Below are 22,927 nucleotides of genomic sequence, written 5' to 3' on the forward strand. Positions count from 1 at the left end.
TACCGCGAGGCGCCTCTAATTTTTAGAGGTGCCTCGACGTGAATCTGGATCAACGTCTTGCCGATGAACTAGAACTCCGCCGCCGGCAACACCTCTGCCGCAAGCGCCGCATTCTGCAAAGTCCGCAAGGCGCAGAAATTGTCATAGAGGGACGACACTGTCTTTCGTTCTGTAGCAACGATTATCTCGGCCTCGCCAATCATCCTCAGGTAATCAAGGCGCTACAAGACGGCGCGGCGCGTTACGGCGTCGGCAGCGGTGCCTCGCATTTGATCACCGGCCACAGCGCGGCGCACCACGCCCTCGAAGAAGAACTGGCCGAGTTCACCGGGCGACCCCGCGCCTTGTTGTTCTCCACCGGCTACATGGCCAACCTCGGTGCCATCGGCGCGCTGACGGCTCCACGCGACACGGTGTACGAAGACCGCCTCAATCACGCCTCACTCGTTGATGCGGCGGTTTTATCCCGCGCCCGGCTGCGGCGTTATCCGCATGGCGACATGAGTACGTTAAGGAATCAGCTTGTACGCGCCGACAAACTTGCACTCATTGTCAGCGATGGCGTATTCAGCATGGATGGCGATCTTGCGCCGGTATCTGCGCTTGCGGAGTTGGCGCGCGACTACAACGCCCGTCTCATGATAGACGACGCGCACGGCTTGGGCGTGCTTGGGAAAACCGGCAGGGGAACCCTGGAGCATCTCGCAATAAACCCGGACGATGTTCCTGTTCTTATGGGTACGCTGGGCAAGGCCTTCGGCGTCTTTGGCGCGTTTGTCGCGGGAAGTGAAGAGTTGATCGAGACACTTATTCAACAGGCGCGCAGCTATATTTACACCACCGCGCTGCCGCCCGCACTCGCCGAGGCCGCGCGAGCAAGTCTCAAGCTAGTACAAAGCGAGGGCTGGCGGCGTGAACATCTGTTTTCACTCATCACGCGCTTTCGTAGCGGTGCTGCCCAACTTGGCTTACCCCTTTTACCCTCTGCAACCCCCATCCAGCCGCTCATCGTTGGCGAGAGTGAGCGGGCGCTCGCGCTCAGCGAAAAACTCTATGCGCGCGGGATAGTGATTACCGCCATCCACCCGCCGACCATACCCAAAGGCCAGGCGCGTCTGCGCATCACCCTTTCCGCCGCGCACACGGAACAGCATATAGACCGTCTGCTGGAAACCTTGGCTGACGTCGTTGACGCATGAGTCTGTATAGTGAAGCGCTGGGCAACGGACCGGATATAGTGCTACTACACGGCTGGGGATTGCATGGTGGTGTATGGGAGGAAACGGCCGCGCACCTTGCAAAAGATTTCCGCGTCACCTGCGTAGACCTCCCGGGTCATGGACGCAGCGCAGCGATCCCCGAATCTTACACGCTGCAAATTCTCGCCGAACGGATCTTGTCCGTTGTCCCTCAACCAGCAATATGGCTCGGCTGGTCGCTCGGCGGGATGCTGGCCATGCAATTCGCCGCGATCCACCCTGAACGTGTGACAAAACTGATCTTGGTTGCGAGTACCCCAAAGTTCACATGTTCTGTCGATTGGTCTCACGGCATCAGCTCAGAGGTGTTGGAACAATTTGCGCAAGAGCTGGAACACGACGCCAAAAAAACGATAAGGCGATTTCTCGCATTGCAATTGCGCGGCAGCGAACGGGCACAGGCAAGCCTTGCCGCCCTAAACCATGCCGTATTTCGCCACGGCCTGCCCGCAACGGCGGCTTTGCGGGGAGGATTAAACATTCTGCGCGACGCCGATCTCCGCACTCAACTGGCGCGCATCACCTCACCGGCGCTGGTGATCGCCGGGGAACGTGACCCGTTGATTCCATTACAGGCCGGTGACTATCTGGCGGCGAATTTGCCTAATGGAAAATTGTTCACCCTGCCGAAGTCGGGACATGCGCCGTTCCTTTCACATCCCCCTGAGTTTTTGCTAGCCCTCAACGAATTTTTATATGACTGAACTTCCTGAACTCTACCGGCTCGATAAAAGGCTCATGCGGCGCGCCTTCGAAAGAGCCGCGCGCGAATATGATAAAAACGCAGTGCTGCAACACGAAGTCGGACGGCGGATGCTGGAACGCCTCGACCTCATGCACATCCACCCGTCAGTGATACTCGACGCCGGCGCCGGCGCCGGCGCACCCGGCAAGGCGCTCGCCCAGCGTTATAACGGCGCCACAATCATCTCCCTGGACATCGCCCGCGGCATGCTGCTTGAGGCGTGCAAGCGGGTTTCGTTTTTAAGCAAATGGTTTACTCGTCGCCAGACCTTTGTTTGTGGCGACATTGAATCGCTGCCGCTGCTGACCGGCAGTGTGGACATGATCTTTTCCAATCTCAGTTTGCAGTGGTGCAACGACCTGGATCAAGCGTTGAGCGAATTTTACCGGGTGCTCAGGCCCGGTGGCCTGCTGATGTTTTCTACCTTCGGCCCCGACACACTCAAAGAACTGCGCGCGAGTTGGAGCAAAGTGGACCAGTACAGTCACGTGAATGCCTTCATGGATATGCACGACATCGGCGACGCCCTTGTGCGCGCGCGCTTCGCCAATCCGGTGATGGATGTGGAGCGTTATACGCTGACCTATCCTGACCTCAATACATTGATGCGCGATCTGAAAAACATCGGCGCGCACAACGTCATGGCGGGCCGCCCGCACGGACTCACCGGCAAGGGACGCCTGCACCGGCTTACAACCGCTTACGAGACTTATCGCAAGGACGGGGTCTTACCGGCGAGTTATGAAGTTGTCTACGGTCACGCCTGGGCGCCGGAAACTATGCCTCAACTAACCTCCCGCGACGGAGTGGTCAGCATTCCTCTCAGCAGCCTGCGCGGTCGCAAAGCAGCATGACACGCGGTTTTTTCGTCACCGGCACCGACACGGATGTCGGTAAGACCTGGGTGACGCTGGGCCTGCTGCAGGCGTTCGCCGTTGCAGGCTATCGCACGGCGGCCATGAAACCCGTAGCTTGTGGGGTGGTCGAGACTGGTGAAGGCTTACGCAATGAAGACGCCTTACTGTTGCAACGGCAGGCCACCTTGCCGCTCGGCTACGAAGAAGTAAATCCCTATCTGTTTCATCCGCCGATCGCCCCGCACCTTGCCGCGCAAGACGCCGGGATACGCATTGATCTCTCGCATATCAAAGCGCTGTACGACATTGTCGTACAGCGCGCGGACGTTGTGGTTGTGGAAGGCGTGGGCGGCTGGCTGGTGCCGCTCAATGAGAGTGAGACCAGCGCAGACTTGGTTGAGCAATTGGGTTTGCTCGTGATCCTGGTCGTGGGATTGCGCTTAGGTTGTCTGAATCATGCTTTACTCACGGTCGAGAGCATCGCCCGGCATAACGTGCGTCTGGCGGGCTGGGTGGCGAATTGCATCACTGCGAATATGCCCCAACAGGCGCGGAACATCGAGGCCTTGCAGGCACGGATTTCAGCGCCCTTGTTGGGCACTATCCCTTATCTTGCAGCGTTAGATCCAAACAGGATCGCCACACTGCTTACGCTTCCTGACTCAGCGTAGTCACCTTCAAGATAGGCATCAAGCGACCAGCAGGATGTTGAAAAAGCCCTTCCATGGGCTTTTTCAACACGTAAAGCGAAAAATGTCATTTTCGCTTTACTCCATTTTTCAAACACATACAGCGTGTTTGAAAAATGGCAGCCCATCCGTGGGCTGCACGCAGGCTGTTTTTCAACAGCCTGCTAGCGCCGCCTTCAGCTTTTTGATGGCGTTGTTTTCAAGCTGGCGGATGCGCTCGGCAGAAACCTTGTGGCGCTTGGCGAGGTCCTGCAGGGTGGATTTCTTTTCGGCCAGCCAGCGCCGGGCGAGGATGTCGCGGCTGCGTGGATCGAGGTTGGCGAGGGCGCGGTTGAGCTGTTCGCTGCCGCTTTCAGTGGTATCTTGCTGCTCCACTTGCCGCGCGGGTTCCATACGCAAGTCTTGCAGATAGGCGGCGGGCGCGAAGTTGGGCGCCTCGTCTTCATCGTCCTCATCGGCATCGAACGAGATGTCTTGACCGCTGAGACGCATCTCCATCTCGCGCACGGCCTCGGGGCTCACGCCGAGGTCTTTCGCCACGGCATTGACCTCTTCCTGGTTGAACCAGCCCAGGCGTTTCTTGGCGCCGCGCAGATTAAAGAACAGTTTGCGTTGCGCCTTGGTGGTCGCCATCTTGACGATGCGCCAGTTGCGCAGGACGAATTCGTGGATTTCGGCGCGGATCCAGTGCACGGCAAACGACACCAAACGGACCTTCATGCGGGGGTCGAAGCGCCGCACCGCCTTCATGAGGCCGATGTTGCCTTCCTGAATGAGGTCACCCAGCGCCAAGCCATAGCCTGAATAGCCGCGCGCGATGTGCACCACAAAACGCAGGTGGGCCATGATGAGACGCTGCGCCGCACTGAGATCGTTGTGTTCTTGCAGGCTGACCGCAAGAGCGAATTCTTCCTCGGCACTCAGCACCGGTATCGTTTTCACCGCCCGGATATAGGTATCCAGACTGCCTATAGGTGTAGCCAACTGGAGATTAAAGGTCTGTCTCATCGTCTTACCTCAAGTAGCGGTTCAATTTTACCATGCCGCGGCGAATTTGCAGCGGATCTAGCTATTAGCTAACCCCAGGAATGATAAAAACCACTGATATTTCAACTATCTTACAGTTACTTAAGAGTGATACAAGGCCGGAAAGTTCAGTTTTGGCCGGTAGCCCGCCTGGCTTCGTCATTAACGGCCACCAGCCCTTGCTGGTTACACACATACGTACAGTTCCTCCCCGCCTTTTTGGCGGCATAGAGCGCCTGGTCTGCGTGGCTGAACAACCGGGTCAGCGAGACCTCCGGGTGATACAAGGTGGAGGCGACCCCTACGCTGATCGTCAAGGGAATATTTATAGGGTTCAGGGACTCAATACGTCGCCGCAGTTCCTCGGCCTGGGCCAGGGCTTCACTTTCTCCACAGTGTGGTACCAGGATGGCAAACTCCTCCCCGCCAAACCTTGCGACGATAGGGTCGCCCTCGGTGTGCCGGTAAGCTACTTCCCCCAGCCGCCTGCCGGTCTCCATTGCTTCCGCAGATTTAGTCCCTTCTATAAAATGCTGGCTGAGCGCCTGCGCGATCAAGACTAGTACACGATCTCCTGCGATATGGCCATAATTGTCGTTTATTTTCTTGAAATGGTCTATATCTATCAAATATACGCATAGCGGGCGGCTGGACTCTTTTTCGAGGCTGCGACTACCGTGGTCGAACAGGTAACGCCGGTTATGCGCCCCTGTCAGACTGTCCGTGGTGGCCAGACGGCTCATCTCCTCGGCCTGATGCTTAAGGGCGGTGAATTGCTGCTTGATGAGCAGCAGTGAACGTACCCGGGCCATGAGCACCTCGGCCACAATGGGCTTGGTGACAAAATCGTTCGCCCCGGCATGGAACACCTCAGCCTGCTTTTTCTCATTGCTGATGGAGGTGACCACCAACACCGGCAGCTCTTGCTGGGAGTAACGTAGCTTGGTGCGGATGGCGTGCAGCAAATCGCCACCCGTCATTTTGCCCTTGAGGAAAAAGTCGGTGATGACGATGTCCACCTCCGGCTCGTCCTCCGGCGCGTTCCGCTCCAGCAGACTCAAGGCCTGTTCCGCGGTGCTGACCCGCTCCACCTGCAAACCGTGCGTTTCCATCACACGGCGTGTGATCTCCGCGGCGGTGGGGCTGTCCTCCACATAAAGTACCCTGCCCACCAAACCGAGATTCCGCTGAGTGAAGGCCTTGATGAAGCTTACAAACTCGGCATAACCCTGTGATTTATCAAAATAGTCCGTGACGCCGGCGGCAAAGCCTTCGCGCAGCAACCGGTCGTCCGCATTGCCTGAGACGACAATAATGGGGGTATAGCGCTGGATGGCGGTCTCACGGATACGCCGGCTGAGGTCGAGGCCATCCATGTCGGGAAGCAACAGGGCGGTGGTGATGAGATCGAACTTGATGGTGGTAAGATAGCCCAAGGCCTCGCTTGCGGTGGCGCAGGCGGTGATGCGGGCATTGCCCATCTCCGCCCGCAGGCTGCGCGCAATCAGCGTGCGCGAGACCTCGGAGTCATCCACGATCATGATGCTTGTTGTTCGTTTTTCCACCCCAGTCTTACCCCTTCTTAAGTCAGCCAATACAACATCTGATAGGGCTCTGCATAATTCATACCAGGGTGTTACGTCGGCTCAATGGCGGCCAAGTGCCTGTGTACGGCCAGCAAAGCACCGAACAGGCCAAGCGCCCCTCCCAGGCTCAGCAACACGAGACTGCCTTTAAGGCTTAAGTGGATCAGTTGGAAATCGCTGCTATAAAGCCTCGCGAGCTGTTCTATTGGGCCGCGCAGCAGTCCCAGGGCAAGCGTCACCAGCGCCCAGGCGATGACCCCGCCGAGCAGCCCATAGCCGAGGCCAAGGTAGAGAAACGGGCGGCGGATAAAGGCATCGGTCGCGCCTATCAGCTTGATGATCTCGATCTCCTCGCGGCGGTTTAGTATCGCCAGGCGGAGGGTGTTACTCACGATCAGCAACACGCCGAGCGCCAACAGACCGGCCAGCAGCGTCACGCCGCGCTCGACGACCCGCAGAATCGCCTCCAAACGCTGTAGCCATTGCATATCAAACTGCACGGCGTCGGCCTCGGGGAGCGCCCGTAGCGTGGTGAGCAGTTCCGTGACTGCCTGAGCCGGCGAAGTTCCTGCGGGAGGCGGCGTGGGATAGACCACTAGCAGAGCCGGCAGGGGATTCTCATCCAACATCGCCAAGGCCTCGGCAAAACCGCTCTGTTTGCGCATCTCCTCGAACCCTTGAGAGCGGCTAATCAGCTTGACCTGCGACACACCCGGCAGCGTGCGCAATCGCCCGGCGAGCGCGCTTGCCTGAGCGTCGCCGACCCCGGGCTTGAGAAAGACCGAAATCTGCCGCTCGTCGTGCCATTGTGTGCTATGCGCCTGAATAGGGCTCAATACCGCATACAGCCCGGCGGGCAAGGCGAGCGCGATGCCGATGACGGCGGCCGTCATTAAGGTGGCGATAGGGGAGCGGCTCAACTGTCCGAGCGTGGCGACAAACGCCTGCAGGTGTAACAGGATAAAGGCGCCAAAGCGGCGCCGGGGTGCGGGCGCAGAAAGTCTGGCTTCCGGTTGTTCCAACGGCCGTTGCAGCTTCTCGCGCGCAACGGGTGTCGCCCCCGTGCGGCGCCTACCGCTGCCGAAGAGATTCTTCATGCGCCTTACTATCGCCGGTCAGCCGGCCGTTTTTGAGGGTGAGCGTGCGCTGCGACAGGCTCTCGATGAGGCTCACATCGTGGCTTGCAATCAGCACCGTTACACCGAACTGATTGAATTGCTGAAACAGCTTCATGATCTCGCGCGACAGCTCCGGGTCGAGATTGCCGGTCGGCTCGTCGGCGAGCAACAGCGGCGGCTTGTTGACCACGGCGCGGGCGATACCGACGCGCTGCTGCTCGCCGCCCGACAGGACCAGGGGATAGAACCGCTCCTTGCCGAGCAATCCCACCTTGTCCAGCGCGGCGCGCACCCGCCGGCCGGTCTCCGCTGCACCGAGGCCGGCGATCATCAGCGGCAGCGCGACATTGTCGAACACCGTGTGGTCATTGAGCAGCCTATGACTCTGGAAGACCATGCCGATGCTGCGGCGCAGATAAGGGATGCGCCGATTGCCGAGCGCCGACAGGTTTTGTCCGTTGACGATGATCTGACCGCTGCTCGCGCGCTCCAGCAGGGTGATGAGCTTCAGCACCGTGCTTTTGCCGGCGCCGGAGTGGCCGGTGAGGAAGGCCATCTCGCCGCGCTGGAGTTCAAAATCCAGTCGGTTCAGCGCCTCATAACCGCCGGGATAGCGCTTGGAGACCTGGTGGAAGTGGATCATAACTGTAGGTGCGAATTCATTCGCATATCGGCCGAATAAATTCGGCCCTACCCATTTTCAAACAACGCCTCCACGAATTCCGCGGCGTTGAATTCACGTAGATCTTCTATCCCTTCGCCGACGCCGATGTAGCGTATAGGCAAACCGAGTTTCTTGGCGATGGCGAAGATGACGCCGCCCTTGGCGGTACCGTCGAGTTTGGTGAGGATGACGCCGGTCACGCCCACCGCCTGGTGAAATTGACTTGCCTGGGTCAGGGCGTTCTGGCCGGTGCCGGCATCCAGCACCAGCAGCACCTCATGGGGCGCGCCGGGGTCGGCCTTGGCGATCACCCGTTTGACCTTTTTCAGTTCCTCCATCAGATTGCCTTGGGTGTGCAGGCGGCCCGCAGTGTCGGCGATCAGCACGTCCGTACCGCGCGCCTTGGCGGCCTGTATAGCGTCGTAGATCACCGAGGCGGAATCCGCGCCGCTGTGCTGAGCGATCACCGGAATGGCGTTGCGCTCACCCCAGACCTGCAACTGTTCGATGGCTGCGGCGCGAAAGGTGTCGCCGGCGGCCAGCAGCACCGAGTGGCCCTGGCCTTGCAACCGCTTGGCGAGTTTGCCGATGCTGGTGGTCTTGCCCGCGCCGTTGATGCCAACCATCAGTATCACAAACGGCCGCACGCCTGGGATTATCTCTAGGGGACGGCTGCACGGCTCCAGGATGGCAAACAGGTCTGCGCGCAGCGCGGCAAATAGGGCCGCCGCATCGCTTAATTGACGCCGCGCCACGCGCGCAGTCAGATCCTCGATGATCGCCTGCGTCGCCTCCACGCCAAGATCGGCGCTCAACAACTGCGTCTCGATCTCCTCCAACAGCGCCCCGTCAATCTGCCGCTTACCGAGCACCAGCCGGGAGAGGCCCTCGCCCAGGTTGCTGCGGGTGCGGCCGAGCGAGGTCTTGAGACGCGAGAACAGGCCCCGCCCCGTTGCGGCGGGAGACTCGACGCCGGCGGTCGCTCCCGGCATCCTGCCTCCCGCGACATTAGTAGGACCCTTCGCTGGCGCTCTTCCCTGTACGTCAGAGCTTGCGTCACCCGTCGCGGCGGCCGAGGGTGGCGATTTGTCTTTTCTGAAACTGAACATGGCTTTTTAGGTCATAGGATGCGCTGGATACGTTATCCTATCACTCAGGCCAGGGTTAGACGAACCATAAGGATTTATCAGATGCCCAGATTATTTCTCATCATACTGCTCTGCGCCGCTTGGACGGCCGCCGCCTCGCCTGGCGAGGTCCATGAATTCAAACTGGACAACGGTCTTAAATTGATCGTCAAGGAGGATCACCGCGCGCCGGTGGTCGTCTCACAGGTCTGGTACAAGGTCGGCTCCAGCTACGAGCACAGCGGCGTCACCGGGCTATCGCATGTACTGGAACACATGATGTTCAAGGGCACCCGCAAACACGGTCCCAATGAGGCCTCGCGCATCATCTCCGCCAACGGCGGCCGGGAAAACGCCTTCACCGGCCGCGACTACACGGCGTATTACCAGCAACTGGAAAAATCGCGCCTGCCGGTGAGCTTCGAACTGGAGTCCGACCGCATGCGCAACCTGCTGCTCAAGCAGGAGGAGTTCGTCAAGGAGGTCCAAGTGGTGATGGAGGAGCGCCGGCTGCGCACCGACGACGACCCCGAATCGCTCACCTATGAGCATTTCGCCGCCACGGCGTTTCATAACGGCCCTTACCAGAACCCGGTGATCGGCTGGATGGACGATCTCGAGAATATGACTCTCGATGATTTGAAGCAGTGGTACAAAACCTGGTATGCGCCCAACAACGCCACCGTGGTGGTGGTAGGCGATGTGCAGCCCGAGGAGGTGTTTGCTCTCGCCAAGAAATATTTTGGGCCGCTCAAACCCAGTAAATTGATGCCGCTTAAACCGCGCCGCGAGGTCGAGCAAAAGGGCCTACGGCGGGCGATAGTGAAGGCCCCGGCCGAGCTGCCATATCTCATCATGGGTTACCAGACGCCGTCGCTGACTGCTGCGCAAGACACGGACTGGGAACCCTATGCCCTGGAGGTGTTGTCGGGAATTCTGTCCGGCGGCAACAGCGCGCGACTCGCCAAGCACCTGGTGCGCGAAGAACGCATCGCCGCGAGCGCCGGTGCGGGGTATAACCTGTATTCCCGCGTCCCTGATCTGTTCACGATCGAGGGCACGCCCGCACAGGGCCGCAGCGTCGCCGAGCTTGAGCAGGCGCTGCGTGACCAGATCAAACGCCTGCAGGACGAGCCAGTGAGCGAGGCGGAGCTTGCCCGCATCAAGGCGCAGGTCGTGGCCGGCAAGGTCTATGAGCAGGACTCCACCTTCGGCCAGGCGATGCAGATCGGAACCTTGGTGACCGTCGGCCTCGACTGGCGGTTGCAGGATAGCTATCTCGATCGCATCAACGCGGTCACCGCACAACAGATCCAACAGGTCGCGCGTAATTATCTGAACGACGACCGGCTCACCGTCGCAGTGCTGGAACCGCTCCCCCTCGACCCCAACAAGAAACCGCGCGGGCCGTCGGACGGTCACTTAGGAGGCGGCAATGTACGTTAGGTTATGGAACCCCCTCACCCCTCACCCCTCACGCCTCACGCCTGACTCTGCCGTAAGCAGTACGGTTACGCGATGGATTCTGTTTTTGTTCTTGCTGCTGCCCCTGGCAGCCCAAGCCGGGCCGCAGATTGAACAGTGGCAAACCCAAAACGGCGCGCGCGTCTACTTTGTCGCAGCGCCGGAATTACCCATGGTGGACGTGCGGATGGTGTTTGATGCGGGCAGCGCACGCGACGGCGGCAAGCCCGGGCTCGCCGCGCTGACCAACGGCCTGCTCGACGACGGCGCCAAGACGGCTGACGGCGAGCTTAACGCCGATCAGATTGCTGAGCGCTTCGCCGATCTCGGCGCGCAATTCGGCACCGGCGCGGACCGTGACATGGCGAGCATCAGCCTGCGCAGCCTGACCAAATCCGAGCTGCTGCAGCCGGCCTTGCAGACCGTCGCGACGATCCTGACGCAGCCGAGCTTTCCGCAAAATGGCTTCGAGCGCGAGCAGAGCCGGGTGCTTACCCATCTCCAGGCGCAAGAACAATCCCCCGGCGAGATAGCCGGCAAGACCTTCTTTAAGGCCGTGTACGGCGAACATCCGTATGCCACGCAGGCGCTCGGCAATCCGGACAGCATAAAGCAACTCACCCGCGATGACCTGATCGCCTTTCACAACCGCTATTACGTGGCGCGCAATGCCGTGGTCGCCATCGTCGGCGCGGTCACGCGCAAGGAGGCGGAGGCTATTGCCGGGACGCTGGCAGGCAAGCTGCCCGAAGGCGAGGCCGCCCCGGCACTGCCAAAGGTGGCCGGCCTGGAGAGCGCCCAGAACGTGCAGATTCCGTACAGCTCCGCACAGACCCACATCCTGGTCGGCCAGCCCGGCATCAGCCGCAACGACCCCGACTATTTCCCGCTGGTCGTCGGCAATCACATCCTCGGCGGCAACGGCCTGGTCGCACGGCTTGCCGAGGAAATCCGCGAAAAGCGCGGACTCTCCTACAGCACCTATAGTTACTTCCAGCCGATGCGTGAACCGGGGCCATACACCCTCGGCCTGCAAACCCGCAACGAACAGACCGAAGCGGCCCTCAAGGTGTTACGAGATACGCTGAAAAACTACGTCGAGAATGGCCCGACTCCCGCCGAGCTCAAAGCCGCCAAGCAGAATATCACCGGCGGCTTTGCGCTGCGCATAGACAGCAACGCCAATCTGCTCGACTATCTTGCGCTGATCGGTTTTTACCAGTTGCCGCTCGACTACCTGGACGGCTACAACCGCAAGGTCGAGCAGGTTACCCTGGAACAGATCCGCGACGCCTTTAAGCGCCGCATCAAACCTGAACAGATGGTCACGGTCATCGTCGGTGGCGGCGCGCAAGCCAACCAAAACTAAACGCCCCAATCAACTGCGCATCATCGGCGGTCGCTGGCGTAGTCGCCGGCTGGGCTTCCCCGATGTCGAGGGGCTACGTCCGACGCCGGATCGGGTGCGCGAGACCTTGTTCAATTGGCTGGCGCCTATCATCGAAGGCGCTCGCTGTCTGGATCTGTTCGCCGGCAGCGGCGCTCTGGGCTTAGAGGCGCTATCGCGCGGCGCCACCGAGGTCGTCATGGTAGACCGTGACCCACAAGTCATCGCCCGCCTTAAGGAAAATGTTGCGACCCTCGGTGCGCCGGGCGCAACCCTGGTAGCGGCCGACGCCTTGACCTGGCTCCAGTCGCCGCACCGGAAATCAACCTTTGACATTGTATTTCTCGACCCGCCGTTCGGCCAAGGCTTGCTGGAACCCTGCTGTAAATTGTTAGAAGAGCATGGCTGGCTCGCCCCCTCGGCCCACATCTATCTGGAATCCGAGTCGGCCCTCGGCCCACCCGCCTTACCCGCTAATTGGCAGCTAAAACGCAGCCAAAAAGCCGGTCAAGTAGGGTATCATTTAGCGACTAGAGAGCTAGCCGCGACAACATGAACATCACCGCAATCTATCCCGGCACCTTCGACCCGATCACCAAGGGGCACAGTGATTTGGTACAGCGCGCGGCGAAATTATTTGATCGGGTAATCGTGGCGATCGCGGCGAATCCCACCAAGGTCCCGGCGCTATCGCTGGCCAAGCGCGTGGAACTGGCGCACACGGTGCTGGCCGAATTAAAAAATGTCGAGGTCGTCAGCTTCGATACCCTGCTCGCCGATTTCGTTAAGGCGCGCGGGGCGCAGGTGATACTTCGCGGTCTGCGCGCGGTGTCGGACTTCGAGCATGAATTTCAACTGGCTGGCATGAATCGCAGGCTTGCGCCTCGAGTCGAAACCTTGTTTTTAACACCCGCTGAACAATATGCCTATATCTCATCGAGTCTGGTGCGCGAGATCGCTGCGCTCGGTGGCGATGTCTCGGAGTTTGTACACCCGGCGGTCAGCGCCGCGCTCGCCGTCCATAGACGTTAAGATGCAGTGGCGAGCGCGGCTACTGCTACTCCTGATCGTTACGATCGGGACCCAGGCACTCGCCGACCAACCATCCGCCGCCGCCATCGCCAGCGCCCATCCGCTCGCCACCCGGGCCGGCCATGAAGTCCTCTCCGCGGGCGGCAATGCCTTTGATGCAGCGGTCGCGGTGACGGCGGCGCTCGCCGTCGTCGAGCCGATGAGCTCCGGTCTGGGCGGCGGTGGTTTCTGGCTGCTGCACCGTGTCAGGGATGGCTTTGAAACCATGCTGGACGGGCGCGAAAAGGCCCCGCTCGCCGCGCGGCGCGACATGTACCTCGATGACAGTGGAGAAGTCGTCTCGAATCTCTCCGTGGACGGCGCGCTGGCCGCCGGCATTCCCGGCACACCTGCGGCCATCGTGCATCTCGCCCAACATTATGGAAGGCTGCCGCTCAAAAAGAGTCTCGCTCCCGCCATTAAATTTGCGCGCGCCGGCTTTGCCGTCAATGAATCGTATCGGGGCATGGCCGGTTTTCGTCTCAATGCGCTGCGTGCATCACCTGCGGCAGCCGCCGTGTTCTTGCACAACAACGAAGTCCCGGAACCCGGTTATCTCATTAAACAGCCCGACCTGGCAAAAACATTGGAGAACATCGCAGTGCATGGCGTAAACGGATTTTACGGCGGAACTGTTGCGCAACGCTTGGTGGACGGCGTGCGCAGCGCGGGCGGCATCTGGTCACTCGATGATTTCGCCAACTATAGCGTAATGGAGCGTAAACCTGTACGCGGCAACTATCATGGGATAAAAATAACCACCGCCGCCCCGCCTTCCTCGGGCGGTGTCGCGCTGCTCACTACGCTTAATATCCTGGCAGGCTATAAATTCGACGAACTACCGGCTCTCACCCGCACGCACCTCACCCTAGAAGCCATGCGCCGCGCCTACCGTGACCGCGCCGAGTATTTGGGTGACCCGGACTACGTCAAGGTGGACGTGGCGCAACTCACCCATCCGTTCTACGCCGCGGGCCTGCGCGCCTCCATCCGCAGCGACCGAGCCATGCCCAGCGCCAGCCTGCCGGGACAAAATCCCCTGATCCCGGCGGTTGGAGACACTACGCATTTCTCGGTGCTCGACAAAGAAGGCAATCGCGTCGCCGCGACGATGAGTATCAACTTCCCCTTCGGTTCGGGTTTTATGGCCCCCGGCACGGGTGTATTGCTAAACGATGAGATGGACGACTTTTCCGCCAAGCCGGGGGCGCCGAATGTCTACGGCCTGGTGGGCGGGGAGGCCAATGCCATTGCGCCCGGCAAACGACCGCTCTCGAGTATGACACCGACCTTTCTGGAGGATAAGCGTGGCGTGGCGATCCTCGGCACGCCCGGCGGCAGCCGGATTATCTCGATGGTTTTACTCGCCACGCTGGACCATGCAGCCGGTCATGAACCGGAGTCCTGGGTAACTTTGCCACGGTATCACCACCAGTTTCTGCCCGATGCGGTGCAATATGAACCTGGCGCGTTTTCCAGGGAACTGGTTACGGGTCTTGAAAAGATGGGCCACACGTTAGAGCCCCTGGAACGGCCCTACGGCAACATGCAGGCGGTGTTCTGGGACCGGCGAAACAGGACCGTCAAGGCCGCCAGCGACCCGCGCGGGATAGGGCAGGCAGAGGTCCGCTAGCTGCCTCGGACCACCTTGCGCCGTACCGGCGGGTTGACTATAATGGCTTTCATTTTTAGCACTTTTAACTCACATAACCGTAGGAGCCCTCCATGCCTGCATCCATGATTATTCCGATCATTATTTTCGGCGGCTTTATCTTGCTTGCTATCGCGATCACCAACGTCGCGCTGAAGAATCTCACCCCGCCCAGAAAGTAAATCGCGTAGGTCAGGCTGCGCAAGCCCAACCCCGCCCGTCGCGTTGCTTCGCAACGCGGCTTATCCCTGAGCTACCGGCAGGCTAGAGCACCCCTGTCCGGTAGCTGTTGCCAACATGTCCGTAATGCACAAATCGCCCCCCCATCCACTTATAAAGTTCGTCGTGATGTCGGCCGTGTTCTTTCTTGTCGGCACCGTACACGGCGTGCTGCAGGTGATACACCCGATTCGCGTCTGGCTGGACTCCATCGGCAGCCCCTACGGCGGACCCGGCCACATGATAGACCCGCTCGCCCACGCCCATATCAACATGGTCGGCGGCGTGGTGCTGCTGGTGATGGCTGCAAGCTATTATTTACTCCCCGTGTTGTCCAACCGTCCGCTCTATTCCCTGCGGCTGGTGAATCACACCTTCTGGTGGGTCAGCCTCGGGGTGACCGGTTTTTACAGCACGCTGCTGTTCTTCGGCATCTGGGAAGGTTTTTTGTATCTCGAGCATCCCGCAAAGGTGGAAGAGGCCCATCGTTATTACCCGCCCGTCATCGCGGCGGTTTCCACCGTGATGGGTATTGGTTTTTGGTGTTATTTCGCCAATATCTTCTTGACGGCCAGGGATATCTATAAAAGCCGTCCATGAGGCTTGAGTGCAACTGCCCCGGGAGCTTCCCCGGCTGGCACGATCAGGACATCAATCTAGCCGGACAACTAGTGCATACGGTGTCCGCACCGATGTTTCTACACATGCCGATGGGTTACGAACTGCAGGTAAAGCGGCAGCAGCAGACGCTGGAACGCCTCAACCTCACCGAACGCTGGCCCGGCTTGGTGCTGATGCGCACCGGCCTGTTGCGCGGAAAGCTCCTGCGGCTGCTGGAACCCGCGACCTCACCCGCGCGCGGACTGGAGTATCTTCCCAACCCTTTTCAGGTGCGCGGATTTTTACATGAGGGCGGTATCGGCAGCCTTGCACTAAGCGTGCGCCGGATGCAAAGTGCCCTGGTGCAATCGGGGAAACGGCCGCTGGAGTTGTACCTCAGTCATCTCACCTGCCCGCGCTGCGCGGCGGCGCGAGGCGGCGAAAAGATTTTATTGCTGCGCCACTGGGTGGAAAGCCCGGCGTTGCTAAAGCGGGTGAACCGGAAGGCGCGCTAGGCGTTAGCCGTAACCCGCCGAAGACGCTTCACCGCAGAGGACACGGAGGGGAAGCAAACCAGTATTTTATCGTATTCCTCCGCGTCCTCTGCGGTAAAAATGGCTTCTATGCTCAGTTTGACGTTGCCGCAGCTCGCGGCAACGGATAGCGCAACACCGTTTCATCCGCACCATGCTTAAGCCGTACCTGCAGGGTCTGCGGCCCATCCCCCACGTTCAGCGCACGGCGGTATACCCCGGTATGGCCGTCCTGGATGGACTGCACCCACGGATCTGCGTCACTCATGCGGATAGACACCAACAGATCGTGCGCGGCGCGGCGCGGCGGGCGCGTCCCCGACACCAGAAATTCATTCATCCCCACCACCACCGGAGCTGGGCGCGTCTCCACCCCGATCACGACATCTTGCCAGCGTTGTACAGGTAACCGTGATTCATCAGTCCCGCAGGCCACGGCGCACACGGATAATAGCGCCATGACTAACGATCTTACAGCCATAGGGCGCGGCTAATAGTTTGTTGAAAAAGGCCATCCTGGGCCTTTTTCAACACGCAAGCTGTTTTTCAACAGCCTGCTAATCGTTTTTCTCATCGTCGTCCTTGGATTTATCACTATCCAGTTTACCCGCACGCTTGGAGCCGTACATGTTGACCATGTAGTATACAAATGCAAATCCCGCCGCAATGTACACCAGGGCCGCGGCGAAGCCCCAGTCGAACCACGGGCGCGGATGTCCGGGACGGTCTCCCCAAAACGGAAAACTCAAACCCACGGCAATCAGCGTAACGACAACGACCACCGCGACAAACCAATACGGGAGATTGCGCTGCGACTCGGGGATTTTCTCGACCAGCTCCCAGTCTTCCAGGCCACGCTTCATGCGGCGTTCCTCGTCCGAGGCATAACCGTAATGATCCGGCTTCTCGACGCCCCAATCGGGGGTCCCCGGTTCACTCCCGTTTTTTTCCTCATCCTGCTGCATAGTCATCGTCCATCGCTACTGACAAAATGCTGTACTCGATAGCTCGCGCGCCAGCCATCTTGAGCCTCTACTTTTACGACAACGGGATACAGCCCCTTGGGTAGCACTTTACCAATGTGCAGATTGAGGTCCTTGCGTCCGACCGTAGTAAAACCCATTTCACTTCCAGACAATTGATAGCTCGCCGCGGGCAGGCCTTCTACCCGCACCTTCAACAGCGCTTCTTTATACAGTTTGTTGGCAAGACCGATACGGTAGTCCTGTATCGTTCCCTGATTGGTGTCCGCGCGGTAAACGCTGAGGTGGTAGGGCTGATAGCTCAGCAGCCCCCACGCGAACATCGCTGCGCCCATCACCGTGAGCGGCAGGCTCCACGAAAAACGCCCGAGCAGCGTGCCGAGATTGCTCTTGAGATTACTGCCCTGTTGAATTGCGAGTCCTACCAGCTTTGACACCTTGCGTTCGCCAAACTCGAAACTCAACAGCCCGGGCTCACCGTTGCGATATTGCAGCGAGTCGCAGGCGCTGATACACGCACCGCAGTTGATGCAACTGTCGTAGGTGCTGGTATTGCGCGGGTCTATCTCCACGGGACACACGGTAAGACAAAAGTTGCAACTCGCGCAGCGTTCGCCGCGCGCGTCGTCACAGGCGATATGCAGCGTTTGACGGGTCTTGAAGGAGTGCTGCCAAACCCGGTAGATGCACATGAAGCGGCAAAAGAAGTAGCGCACCACGGCGATGTCCACCAGAATAATCAGCACAAACACCGTGTAAATCCAGTGCAGCGAAGAGGCGAGGCGCGCATCGTCACGCAAGGTGATGAACGACAAAACCACGTCGGGCGGATAAAAATACAGCAGAGGGATCAAGGCGAGCAGCAGCGACCCCGCCAGAAACAGGCCGCCCAGCATCAGCCAGTTAATCCATTTTTTCTTGCCGGCGGAAACGTGCATCAACTCGCCGGTGAGACTCACCTCGGCGCGTTTGCCCAAAAACCTCTGGGTCATGCGGTTGGCCCACTCGGAGAAGGTGTTTTGCGGACACACCCAGCCGCAGAAGGCGGTCCCAAGCGTGGAATAGGTCATAACCAGCATACTCGAAACCGCCAGCCAAAACCCCACCACGATGAAAAAATCTGAAAACCAGATCTGCCGGTCCAGCACCACAAAGGCGCCGGCGGCGGGGTCTATGCGAAACAGACCGGTGACGGGGATCAATATGGCGGCCAGCAGCGCCCCCCACTGCACGGCGCGCCGGTAACGGCGCAAACGCACACCGTCGGAGGCGGGACGCCCTGTCTCGACCGTCACCTTGATGCGGTTTAATGCCTGGTTGGCGCTTACACTCATAGCAATGCTATTTTAACATACGCCTTAACTGCCAGTGAGGCGTAAGGCGTGAGGAGTGAGGTGTATAAAACCGCTTCCCTCACGCCTCACTCCTCACCCCTCACTTGTTGTAACGCCTCACTCCTCACCGGTTTTCACCCTCACTCCCCTGTCGAGCGGGCTGACGGCGGTCAGTTGCGAGCGGTAGCGCTCCGCCTCGGCCGCGTTACCCGCCTCTCGTTCGAGCCGCCACAAGGCGCGCAGCGTCTCGACATGATCGGGACGCAGCTTGAGTATCGCCTGCAAGGCGGCACGCCTGTCTCTGCCCTTGGCAAGGACCTGCGGCAGCGAGGCATACATCGCATCGGCCAGCGCAAAGGCAATCCAGCGGTCACGGGGATTCGCCTCATAAGCAAGACGCAGCAACCGCGCACCCTCGTCACTGCCGCGTAGCGTCGCAAGCCAGCCGCGCGTGGCCAACTCATTTCCCGCGTAGCTGCGCTCAAACTCGGCCATATCTGACATCGCGATATGCATCTCACTCGCGGCCTGTTCCAGTGTCGGGCGTTGTCGCAGCAATTCCTCTATAATGTTTACAAGATCCATTTCTCCGCTGTAACGGGCACGGGGCAGGCTATACTCAATGCGTGGAGCCCATTCGTCTTGCACCGGGCCGGTTTCGGCGTTTATTCGCCCCCAGTAACGGCCCAGCCAGGTCCACGCGCCTTCACCGCCGGTCACCCGCGACTGTGTTTCGGTATTCATACGGTTGAGGTTGGCGAGCATGGCCGGCGCACCACCTATCGCCTCTGTTGCGCCAACCAGCGCCAGGCGAAATCCGTCCATGAAGATCACGGCGTCCGGATACACGCGCGCGAAGCTGCGCAGCACCACGGCAAGCGACCCGGCGTCGAACTGATTGAGCGCGATCCATTGTACAAACAGACCGCCCTCATTGAGGCGTGCCTTGGCACGGGCGAACTGCTGTACCGAGAGCAGCGTGCTGTGACCGACCAGATCGGGGTGAAACAAGTCGCCGACGATGACATCGTAATGCCCGCTGCCGGCGCGCAAAAAACGCCGCGCATCATCGCGCACGATGCGGGTAGCGGCAGCGACGCCTTGATTGAGAGGCGCAAACCAGGGCATGGCCTCTATCACCCCCTGAGACACTTCCACGGCGGTGCGTTGCAGATCCGGAAACGGCAGGGAACCGGACGCCGAGATACCCGTGCCCAAACCGAGAAACAGCACGCTGCGCGGCGCGGGGTGCAGCAACAGCGGCAGCCGCGCCTGGTTTTGCTGCACGATCACAGCGGCCTGATCGGTCGCCGCATCCATGCGCTGCATGTCGGTCAGCAAGACGCGCTGACCATCGGCGCGTTCCACGACCTGAGTGATGGAGAGCGCATCCTCGTGACGATACACGTCATGACTCCCCGCCTGCGCCTTGGGCAACAGTTTTGCAATCTCCGGTAACTCCCGCACCGGCCAACCCAATACTGCGAGTGTGAAAAATCCCGTTGCTACTACAACAGCTTTTAGAGCAGAGCCTCTGACCCACACCAGGCCGCACACCAGCAGCACCGATGCAGCGATCAGCAGCGTGCCGGGCGCGCCGAACGCCGGGATCAACACCCCGCCTGCGAGCAGCGCGCCCAGCGCCCCGCCCAGTGCGTTGACGCCATACAACCACGCGCCGCTTTGTACTACCCACGAATCTGCGACCGAAGGGCGCTCTGACTCCCCTTCTCCCGCTGGGAGAAGGTGGCCCGAAGGGCCGGATGAGGGAGAGACCGCACAGTTCATGGACATCGTTCGCGACATCGAGGTCGTGCGGTCTCGTCCGGCGCGCGCGCTGATGAGCGGCAGCCACGCGCCCAACGCAAGGGTTACCGGCAGGGTGAGTGCGGTCAACGCGAGCCCTTGCAGGGTAAGCGCCTGGAGTAGTGAGTCAAACCGACCCTGCTCCGCCCAAGCCGAGATGATGGGCACTCCCCATAAACTGGTGACTGAAAACAGCACGGCGATGACGGGTAGGGAACTCAACCAGAACCTGTCCCTCATATACCTTGCGAGCAGGCTGCCCAAACCTATGCCGAGCAAAAATATAGCGAGGATCAGCGCCATAACATACTCGGTGCGCAGCAGAATCATGCCGAACAAGCGTATCCAAGCGATTTCCAGCATCAGAGCCGCAGCGCCCACACCTGAATAGGCCAACAAGGTTAATAAATCGGGGCGGGCGTCTGTTGTCACACCTTGCGGCGAGCTACGCGCCGGTGCGACGGTGGAGAGTAGCCCTGCTCCCAGCGCAATCAGCAGTCCTATCGACGCAACGACGTCTATCGCCTGAGCCCAGCCCCAAGCCGGTAACAGCCAAAGCGGTAACAAGGCGCCCGCGACACCGCCGCAGGTGTTCGCCCCGTAGATCTCGGCGAGTGTCAGCGGAGTGGGCGCCAAGACCTTGAGCATCAGCGGGAAGGTAACGCCCATCGCCAGAGCAGGAAGCGCCAGCACCAGCAGCGTCACCGCACCCTGCAGCAGGTACCAGCCGTTCAGGTCTAGCTGCACGGCGAGACTGCCGGCTGTGCCGTCTAGCAGACGCAGTAATTGCGGCAAGGCGAGCGCGAACAGCGCGACGCCCCCTTCCAGCACGGCAACCACGCGGAGTGGATTGCGCAACCTCAAGGATAACCGCTCGCCCAGCACGCTCCCAAAACCGAGCCCCAGCATGAACGCCGCCACCGTAACGACGACGCCGAAGATGCTCACCCCGAATTGCACCGTCAACATGCGCGCCCACAACACTTCGTAAGCGATGCCTGTCATGCCGGAGAAGGCGTAAAGGATCAGTAAGGCCCAAGGCCAGACGCGAGTAGCACGCATTTATATTTGGAGACCGAGTTGGCCAGGAAGGGTGTGAATTTGTCTCACCTACTTACGACCGAATTCATTCGGCCTGCAGCTCTCGCTCACAAAACTCAAAACGGATAAAACCACACAATCGCCACCACCGCATGCACGATCGCCAGCGTCACGCTGATACCCGCCATCACCATGTGAGGGATAAAAACCTGCTTTCCATACAACGCCATGGCGATGCCCAGACCCGCCGTCGTCAATATACTGATAAGCAGCGCCAGCCCCATCAAGAACAGGATCTGGTGTTTCTTTCTCGTCTCCGCCTGCTGCTTTTCTAGCTGGCCTAGTTTGGCCCGATCCTCTTGCTGCACAAACTCCTGAATTACTGCCTCATTACTTCGATCTGCGGCCAATGCCCGGTCGAGCGGGGATAGCGGACATAACAACGCTGCAATCAACGGCAACGACCAAGTGCTCCTCATGCGCTCAGATCACTCGTCACGGTCGGACTCTGCACTCGACGCGCGCTTCGCGTTGCGCCAATACAACCATGCAGCAAGGCCGATGGGCGCGAGCACGCCGGGAACCAAAAACAAGAAGATGTACCATAAGGTATCAATCGTAACATGCAGATAGCGGTAACTATCGAGGGCATAGGCCGCTCCCGGCGTGAGCAGCCCGCAGTATAAGGCAAACTTTTTCATGGATCCTGTCTAGGGCGCGCTTTGCACGCAACGAAAACCATAAAAATCCGAGGCGTAATTCGGCAGTGAGTAGTTGCGGTGGTAGGCCGCCGTAGAAAACGGATCACTCTTCCACGACCCGCCGCGCATAACCTTGTAGCGCTGATCCGTCACTACCAGGTCTACTACCTTAAGGCTGCGGTCTTCCGCTGAGGTCGCCTTACCGCGCTTGGCCTTGAACAAATCCTCCGGCGCGGTGCTCCCGGGATACGGCACAAAATCATCCGCCGTCCACTCACTGATATTGCCGGCGAGATCCATCACCCCAAACGGGCTCGCGCCCCGCGGATATGCAGTGACCGGCGTGGTCGCCCCCACGTTGTAGTAAGTATTAAGCCGTGTCCCGTCCATTTCGTTACCCCAGGGCCAGCGCCGTCCGTCCGCCCCGCGCGCGGCCTTTTCCCACTCCGCTTCGGTCGGCAGGCGCTTGCCCGCCCACTGCGCGTATTTTTCGGCATCATGCCACGACACCATCGTCACCGGGTGCAACTCCTTACCCTTGGGGATCATCCCCCCCACCCAGTTTTCCGGTGGGCGATGCCCGGTCGCGACTACAAAGCGGGCATATTGCGCATTCGTCACCGGGTACTTGTCAATGCGATAGGCAGGCAGCGTCACGCTGTGTTGCGGCCGGTTTTGCTCGTCGGCGCGCTCGTTGTCGGTACCCATGATGAACGGCCCTGCCGGAATGAGCAGCGTCGTATCCACTTCAGCCCATTGCGCCGGAGTAAGCAATTGCTCGACTTGTTCAGGCGTGTACAGCCCGACCGCCACTTTCGCCTCACCGGTGCGCCGCATGGCGTCCTCACCCGCCGCGCGAATGCGCGTGGCTTCTTGCTTCAAGTCGTACGTCGCCTTGCCTCGCATCTCGGCCATGCGGTTGGCGCCGAGCTGGATTACATGAATACTCCCGCCTATCATGGCCAGCGCCACGCAGGTCACTAAGGTGGCTATCAGATAACGCTTGCGCTTCGCGCGCTCCGCCGCTGTCAGCGCGGGTCTGCCGGGTAATGTCGTACTCATAACG

Annotated in this window: 23 protein-coding genes; 11 read left to right on the top strand and 12 right to left on the bottom strand. The window is 59.9% G+C overall.

Annotation, left to right across the window (positions count from 1 at the left end):
• Positions 1–38: 38 nt before the first annotated feature.
• The 4 genes from bioF to bioD are packed head-to-tail and all read left to right on the top strand — an operon-like array spanning position 39 to position 3,532.
• A complete protein-coding gene (gene bioF / locus HY028_01570; GenBank protein ID MBI3343560.1) occupies positions 39–1,199 on the top strand; it encodes an 8-amino-7-oxononanoate synthase in 1,161 nt (386 codons plus the stop codon).
• Positions 1,196–1,963, top strand: a complete 768-nt coding sequence (bioH, locus tag HY028_01575; protein ID MBI3343561.1) for a pimeloyl-ACP methyl ester esterase BioH — start codon at positions 1,196–1,198, stop codon at positions 1,961–1,963. Before bioF ends, bioH begins: the two co-directional genes overlap by 4 nt.
• Positions 1,956–2,858: a malonyl-ACP O-methyltransferase BioC gene (gene bioC / locus HY028_01580; protein ID MBI3343562.1), complete on the top strand. Its 903-nt coding sequence runs from the start codon at positions 1,956–1,958 to the stop codon at positions 2,856–2,858. The genes bioH and bioC overlap by 8 nt, the downstream gene beginning before the upstream one ends.
• On the top strand, positions 2,855–3,532 hold the full coding sequence (gene bioD / locus HY028_01585; protein ID MBI3343563.1) for a dethiobiotin synthase: 678 nt from the start codon (positions 2,855–2,857) through the stop codon (positions 3,530–3,532). The genes bioC and bioD overlap by 4 nt, the downstream gene beginning before the upstream one ends.
• A gap of 171 nt (positions 3,533–3,703) precedes the next feature.
• Here the strand turns inward: bioD and rpoH are convergent, their stop codons facing one another.
• The 5 genes from rpoH to ftsY all read right to left on the bottom strand — a co-directional run bounded on the left by rpoH (position 3,704) and on the right by ftsY (position 9,053).
• Complete coding sequence (gene rpoH, locus HY028_01590; protein ID MBI3343564.1) at positions 3,704–4,558, bottom strand: RNA polymerase sigma factor RpoH; 855 nt, start codon at positions 4,556–4,558, stop codon at positions 3,704–3,706.
• A gap of 146 nt (positions 4,559–4,704) precedes the next feature.
• Entirely contained in the window at positions 4,705–6,141 is a 1,437-nt protein-coding gene (locus HY028_01595) for a response regulator (GenBank protein ID MBI3343565.1), read from the bottom strand.
• Positions 6,142–6,212: 71 nt separating this feature from the next.
• Positions 6,213–7,259 (bottom strand): ABC transporter permease, encoded by a 1,047-nt coding sequence (locus HY028_01600; GenBank protein MBI3343566.1) that lies wholly within the window; start codon positions 7,257–7,259, stop codon positions 6,213–6,215.
• Positions 7,234–7,923, bottom strand: a complete 690-nt coding sequence (gene ftsE, locus HY028_01605) for a cell division ATP-binding protein FtsE (protein ID MBI3343567.1) — start codon at positions 7,921–7,923, stop codon at positions 7,234–7,236. Before ftsE ends, HY028_01600 begins: the two co-directional genes overlap by 26 nt.
• A 47-nt stretch (positions 7,924–7,970) precedes the next feature.
• The gene (gene ftsY, locus HY028_01610; protein ID MBI3343568.1) at positions 7,971–9,053 is read right to left on the bottom strand and encodes a signal recognition particle-docking protein FtsY; all 1,083 of its coding nucleotides are present in this window, start codon (positions 9,051–9,053) and stop codon (positions 7,971–7,973) included.
• Positions 9,054–9,134: 81 nt separating this feature from the next.
• On the opposite strand from ftsY, the gene HY028_01615 reads away from it, so the two are divergent.
• From HY028_01615 to HY028_01645, 7 genes are all read left to right on the top strand, one after another.
• On the top strand, positions 9,135–10,517 hold the full coding sequence (locus HY028_01615) for an insulinase family protein (protein ID MBI3343569.1): 1,383 nt from the start codon (positions 9,135–9,137) through the stop codon (positions 10,515–10,517).
• Positions 10,507–11,904 carry an insulinase family protein gene (locus HY028_01620; GenBank protein MBI3343570.1) on the top strand — a complete coding sequence of 466 codons (1,398 nt, stop codon included), beginning with the start codon at positions 10,507–10,509 and terminating at the stop codon, positions 11,902–11,904. The genes HY028_01615 and HY028_01620 overlap by 11 nt, the downstream gene beginning before the upstream one ends.
• A 13-nt stretch (positions 11,905–11,917) precedes the next feature.
• Positions 11,918–12,478 carry a 16S rRNA (guanine(966)-N(2))-methyltransferase RsmD gene (rsmD, locus tag HY028_01625; protein MBI3343571.1) on the top strand — a complete coding sequence of 187 codons (561 nt, stop codon included), beginning with the start codon at positions 11,918–11,920 and terminating at the stop codon, positions 12,476–12,478.
• Positions 12,475–12,954, top strand: a complete 480-nt coding sequence (gene coaD, locus HY028_01630; protein MBI3343572.1) for a pantetheine-phosphate adenylyltransferase — start codon at positions 12,475–12,477, stop codon at positions 12,952–12,954. The genes rsmD and coaD overlap by 4 nt, the downstream gene beginning before the upstream one ends.
• Position 12,955: 1 nt before the next feature.
• Positions 12,956–14,626 (top strand): gamma-glutamyltransferase, encoded by a 1,671-nt coding sequence (gene ggt, locus HY028_01635; GenBank protein MBI3343573.1) that lies wholly within the window; start codon positions 12,956–12,958, stop codon positions 14,624–14,626.
• A 324-nt stretch (positions 14,627–14,950) separates the two neighbouring features.
• Positions 14,951–15,463 carry a cytochrome oxidase gene (locus HY028_01640; protein ID MBI3343574.1) on the top strand — a complete coding sequence of 171 codons (513 nt, stop codon included), beginning with the start codon at positions 14,951–14,953 and terminating at the stop codon, positions 15,461–15,463.
• Positions 15,460–15,978, top strand: coding sequence for a hypothetical protein (locus HY028_01645; GenBank protein MBI3343575.1), 519 nt, complete (start codon positions 15,460–15,462; stop codon positions 15,976–15,978). Before HY028_01640 ends, HY028_01645 begins: the two co-directional genes overlap by 4 nt.
• A 112-nt stretch (positions 15,979–16,090) precedes the next feature.
• Here the strand turns inward: HY028_01645 and HY028_01650 are convergent, their stop codons facing one another.
• The 7 genes from HY028_01650 to HY028_01680 all read right to left on the bottom strand — a co-directional run bounded on the left by HY028_01650 (position 16,091) and on the right by HY028_01680 (position 22,923).
• Positions 16,091–16,456: a hypothetical protein gene (locus HY028_01650; protein MBI3343576.1), complete on the bottom strand. Its 366-nt coding sequence runs from the start codon at positions 16,454–16,456 to the stop codon at positions 16,091–16,093.
• Positions 16,457–16,553: 97 nt separating this feature from the next.
• On the bottom strand, positions 16,554–16,961 hold the full coding sequence (locus tag HY028_01655; protein ID MBI3343577.1) for a hypothetical protein: 408 nt from the start codon (positions 16,959–16,961) through the stop codon (positions 16,554–16,556).
• 2 nt (positions 16,962–16,963) lie between these two features.
• The gene (locus HY028_01660) at positions 16,964–18,313 is read right to left on the bottom strand and encodes a 4Fe-4S binding protein (protein ID MBI3343578.1); all 1,350 of its coding nucleotides are present in this window, start codon (positions 18,311–18,313) and stop codon (positions 16,964–16,966) included.
• 117 nt (positions 18,314–18,430) lie between these two features.
• A complete protein-coding gene (locus tag HY028_01665; protein ID MBI3343579.1) occupies positions 18,431–21,181 on the bottom strand; it encodes a spermine synthase in 2,751 nt (916 codons plus the stop codon).
• Between the two features lie 95 nt (positions 21,182–21,276).
• Positions 21,277–21,639, bottom strand: coding sequence for a hypothetical protein (locus HY028_01670; protein MBI3343580.1), 363 nt, complete (start codon positions 21,637–21,639; stop codon positions 21,277–21,279).
• A 9-nt stretch (positions 21,640–21,648) separates the two neighbouring features.
• Positions 21,649–21,861, bottom strand: coding sequence for a hypothetical protein (locus tag HY028_01675; GenBank protein ID MBI3343581.1), 213 nt, complete (start codon positions 21,859–21,861; stop codon positions 21,649–21,651).
• A 9-nt stretch (positions 21,862–21,870) separates the two neighbouring features.
• On the bottom strand, positions 21,871–22,923 hold the full coding sequence (locus HY028_01680) for a formylglycine-generating enzyme family protein (protein MBI3343582.1): 1,053 nt from the start codon (positions 22,921–22,923) through the stop codon (positions 21,871–21,873).
• Positions 22,924–22,927: the final 4 nt, after the last annotated feature.

It is taken from the genome of Gammaproteobacteria bacterium (assembly GCA_016195665.1).
GTDB lineage: Bacteria > Pseudomonadota > Gammaproteobacteria > SURF-13 > SURF-13 > JACPZD01.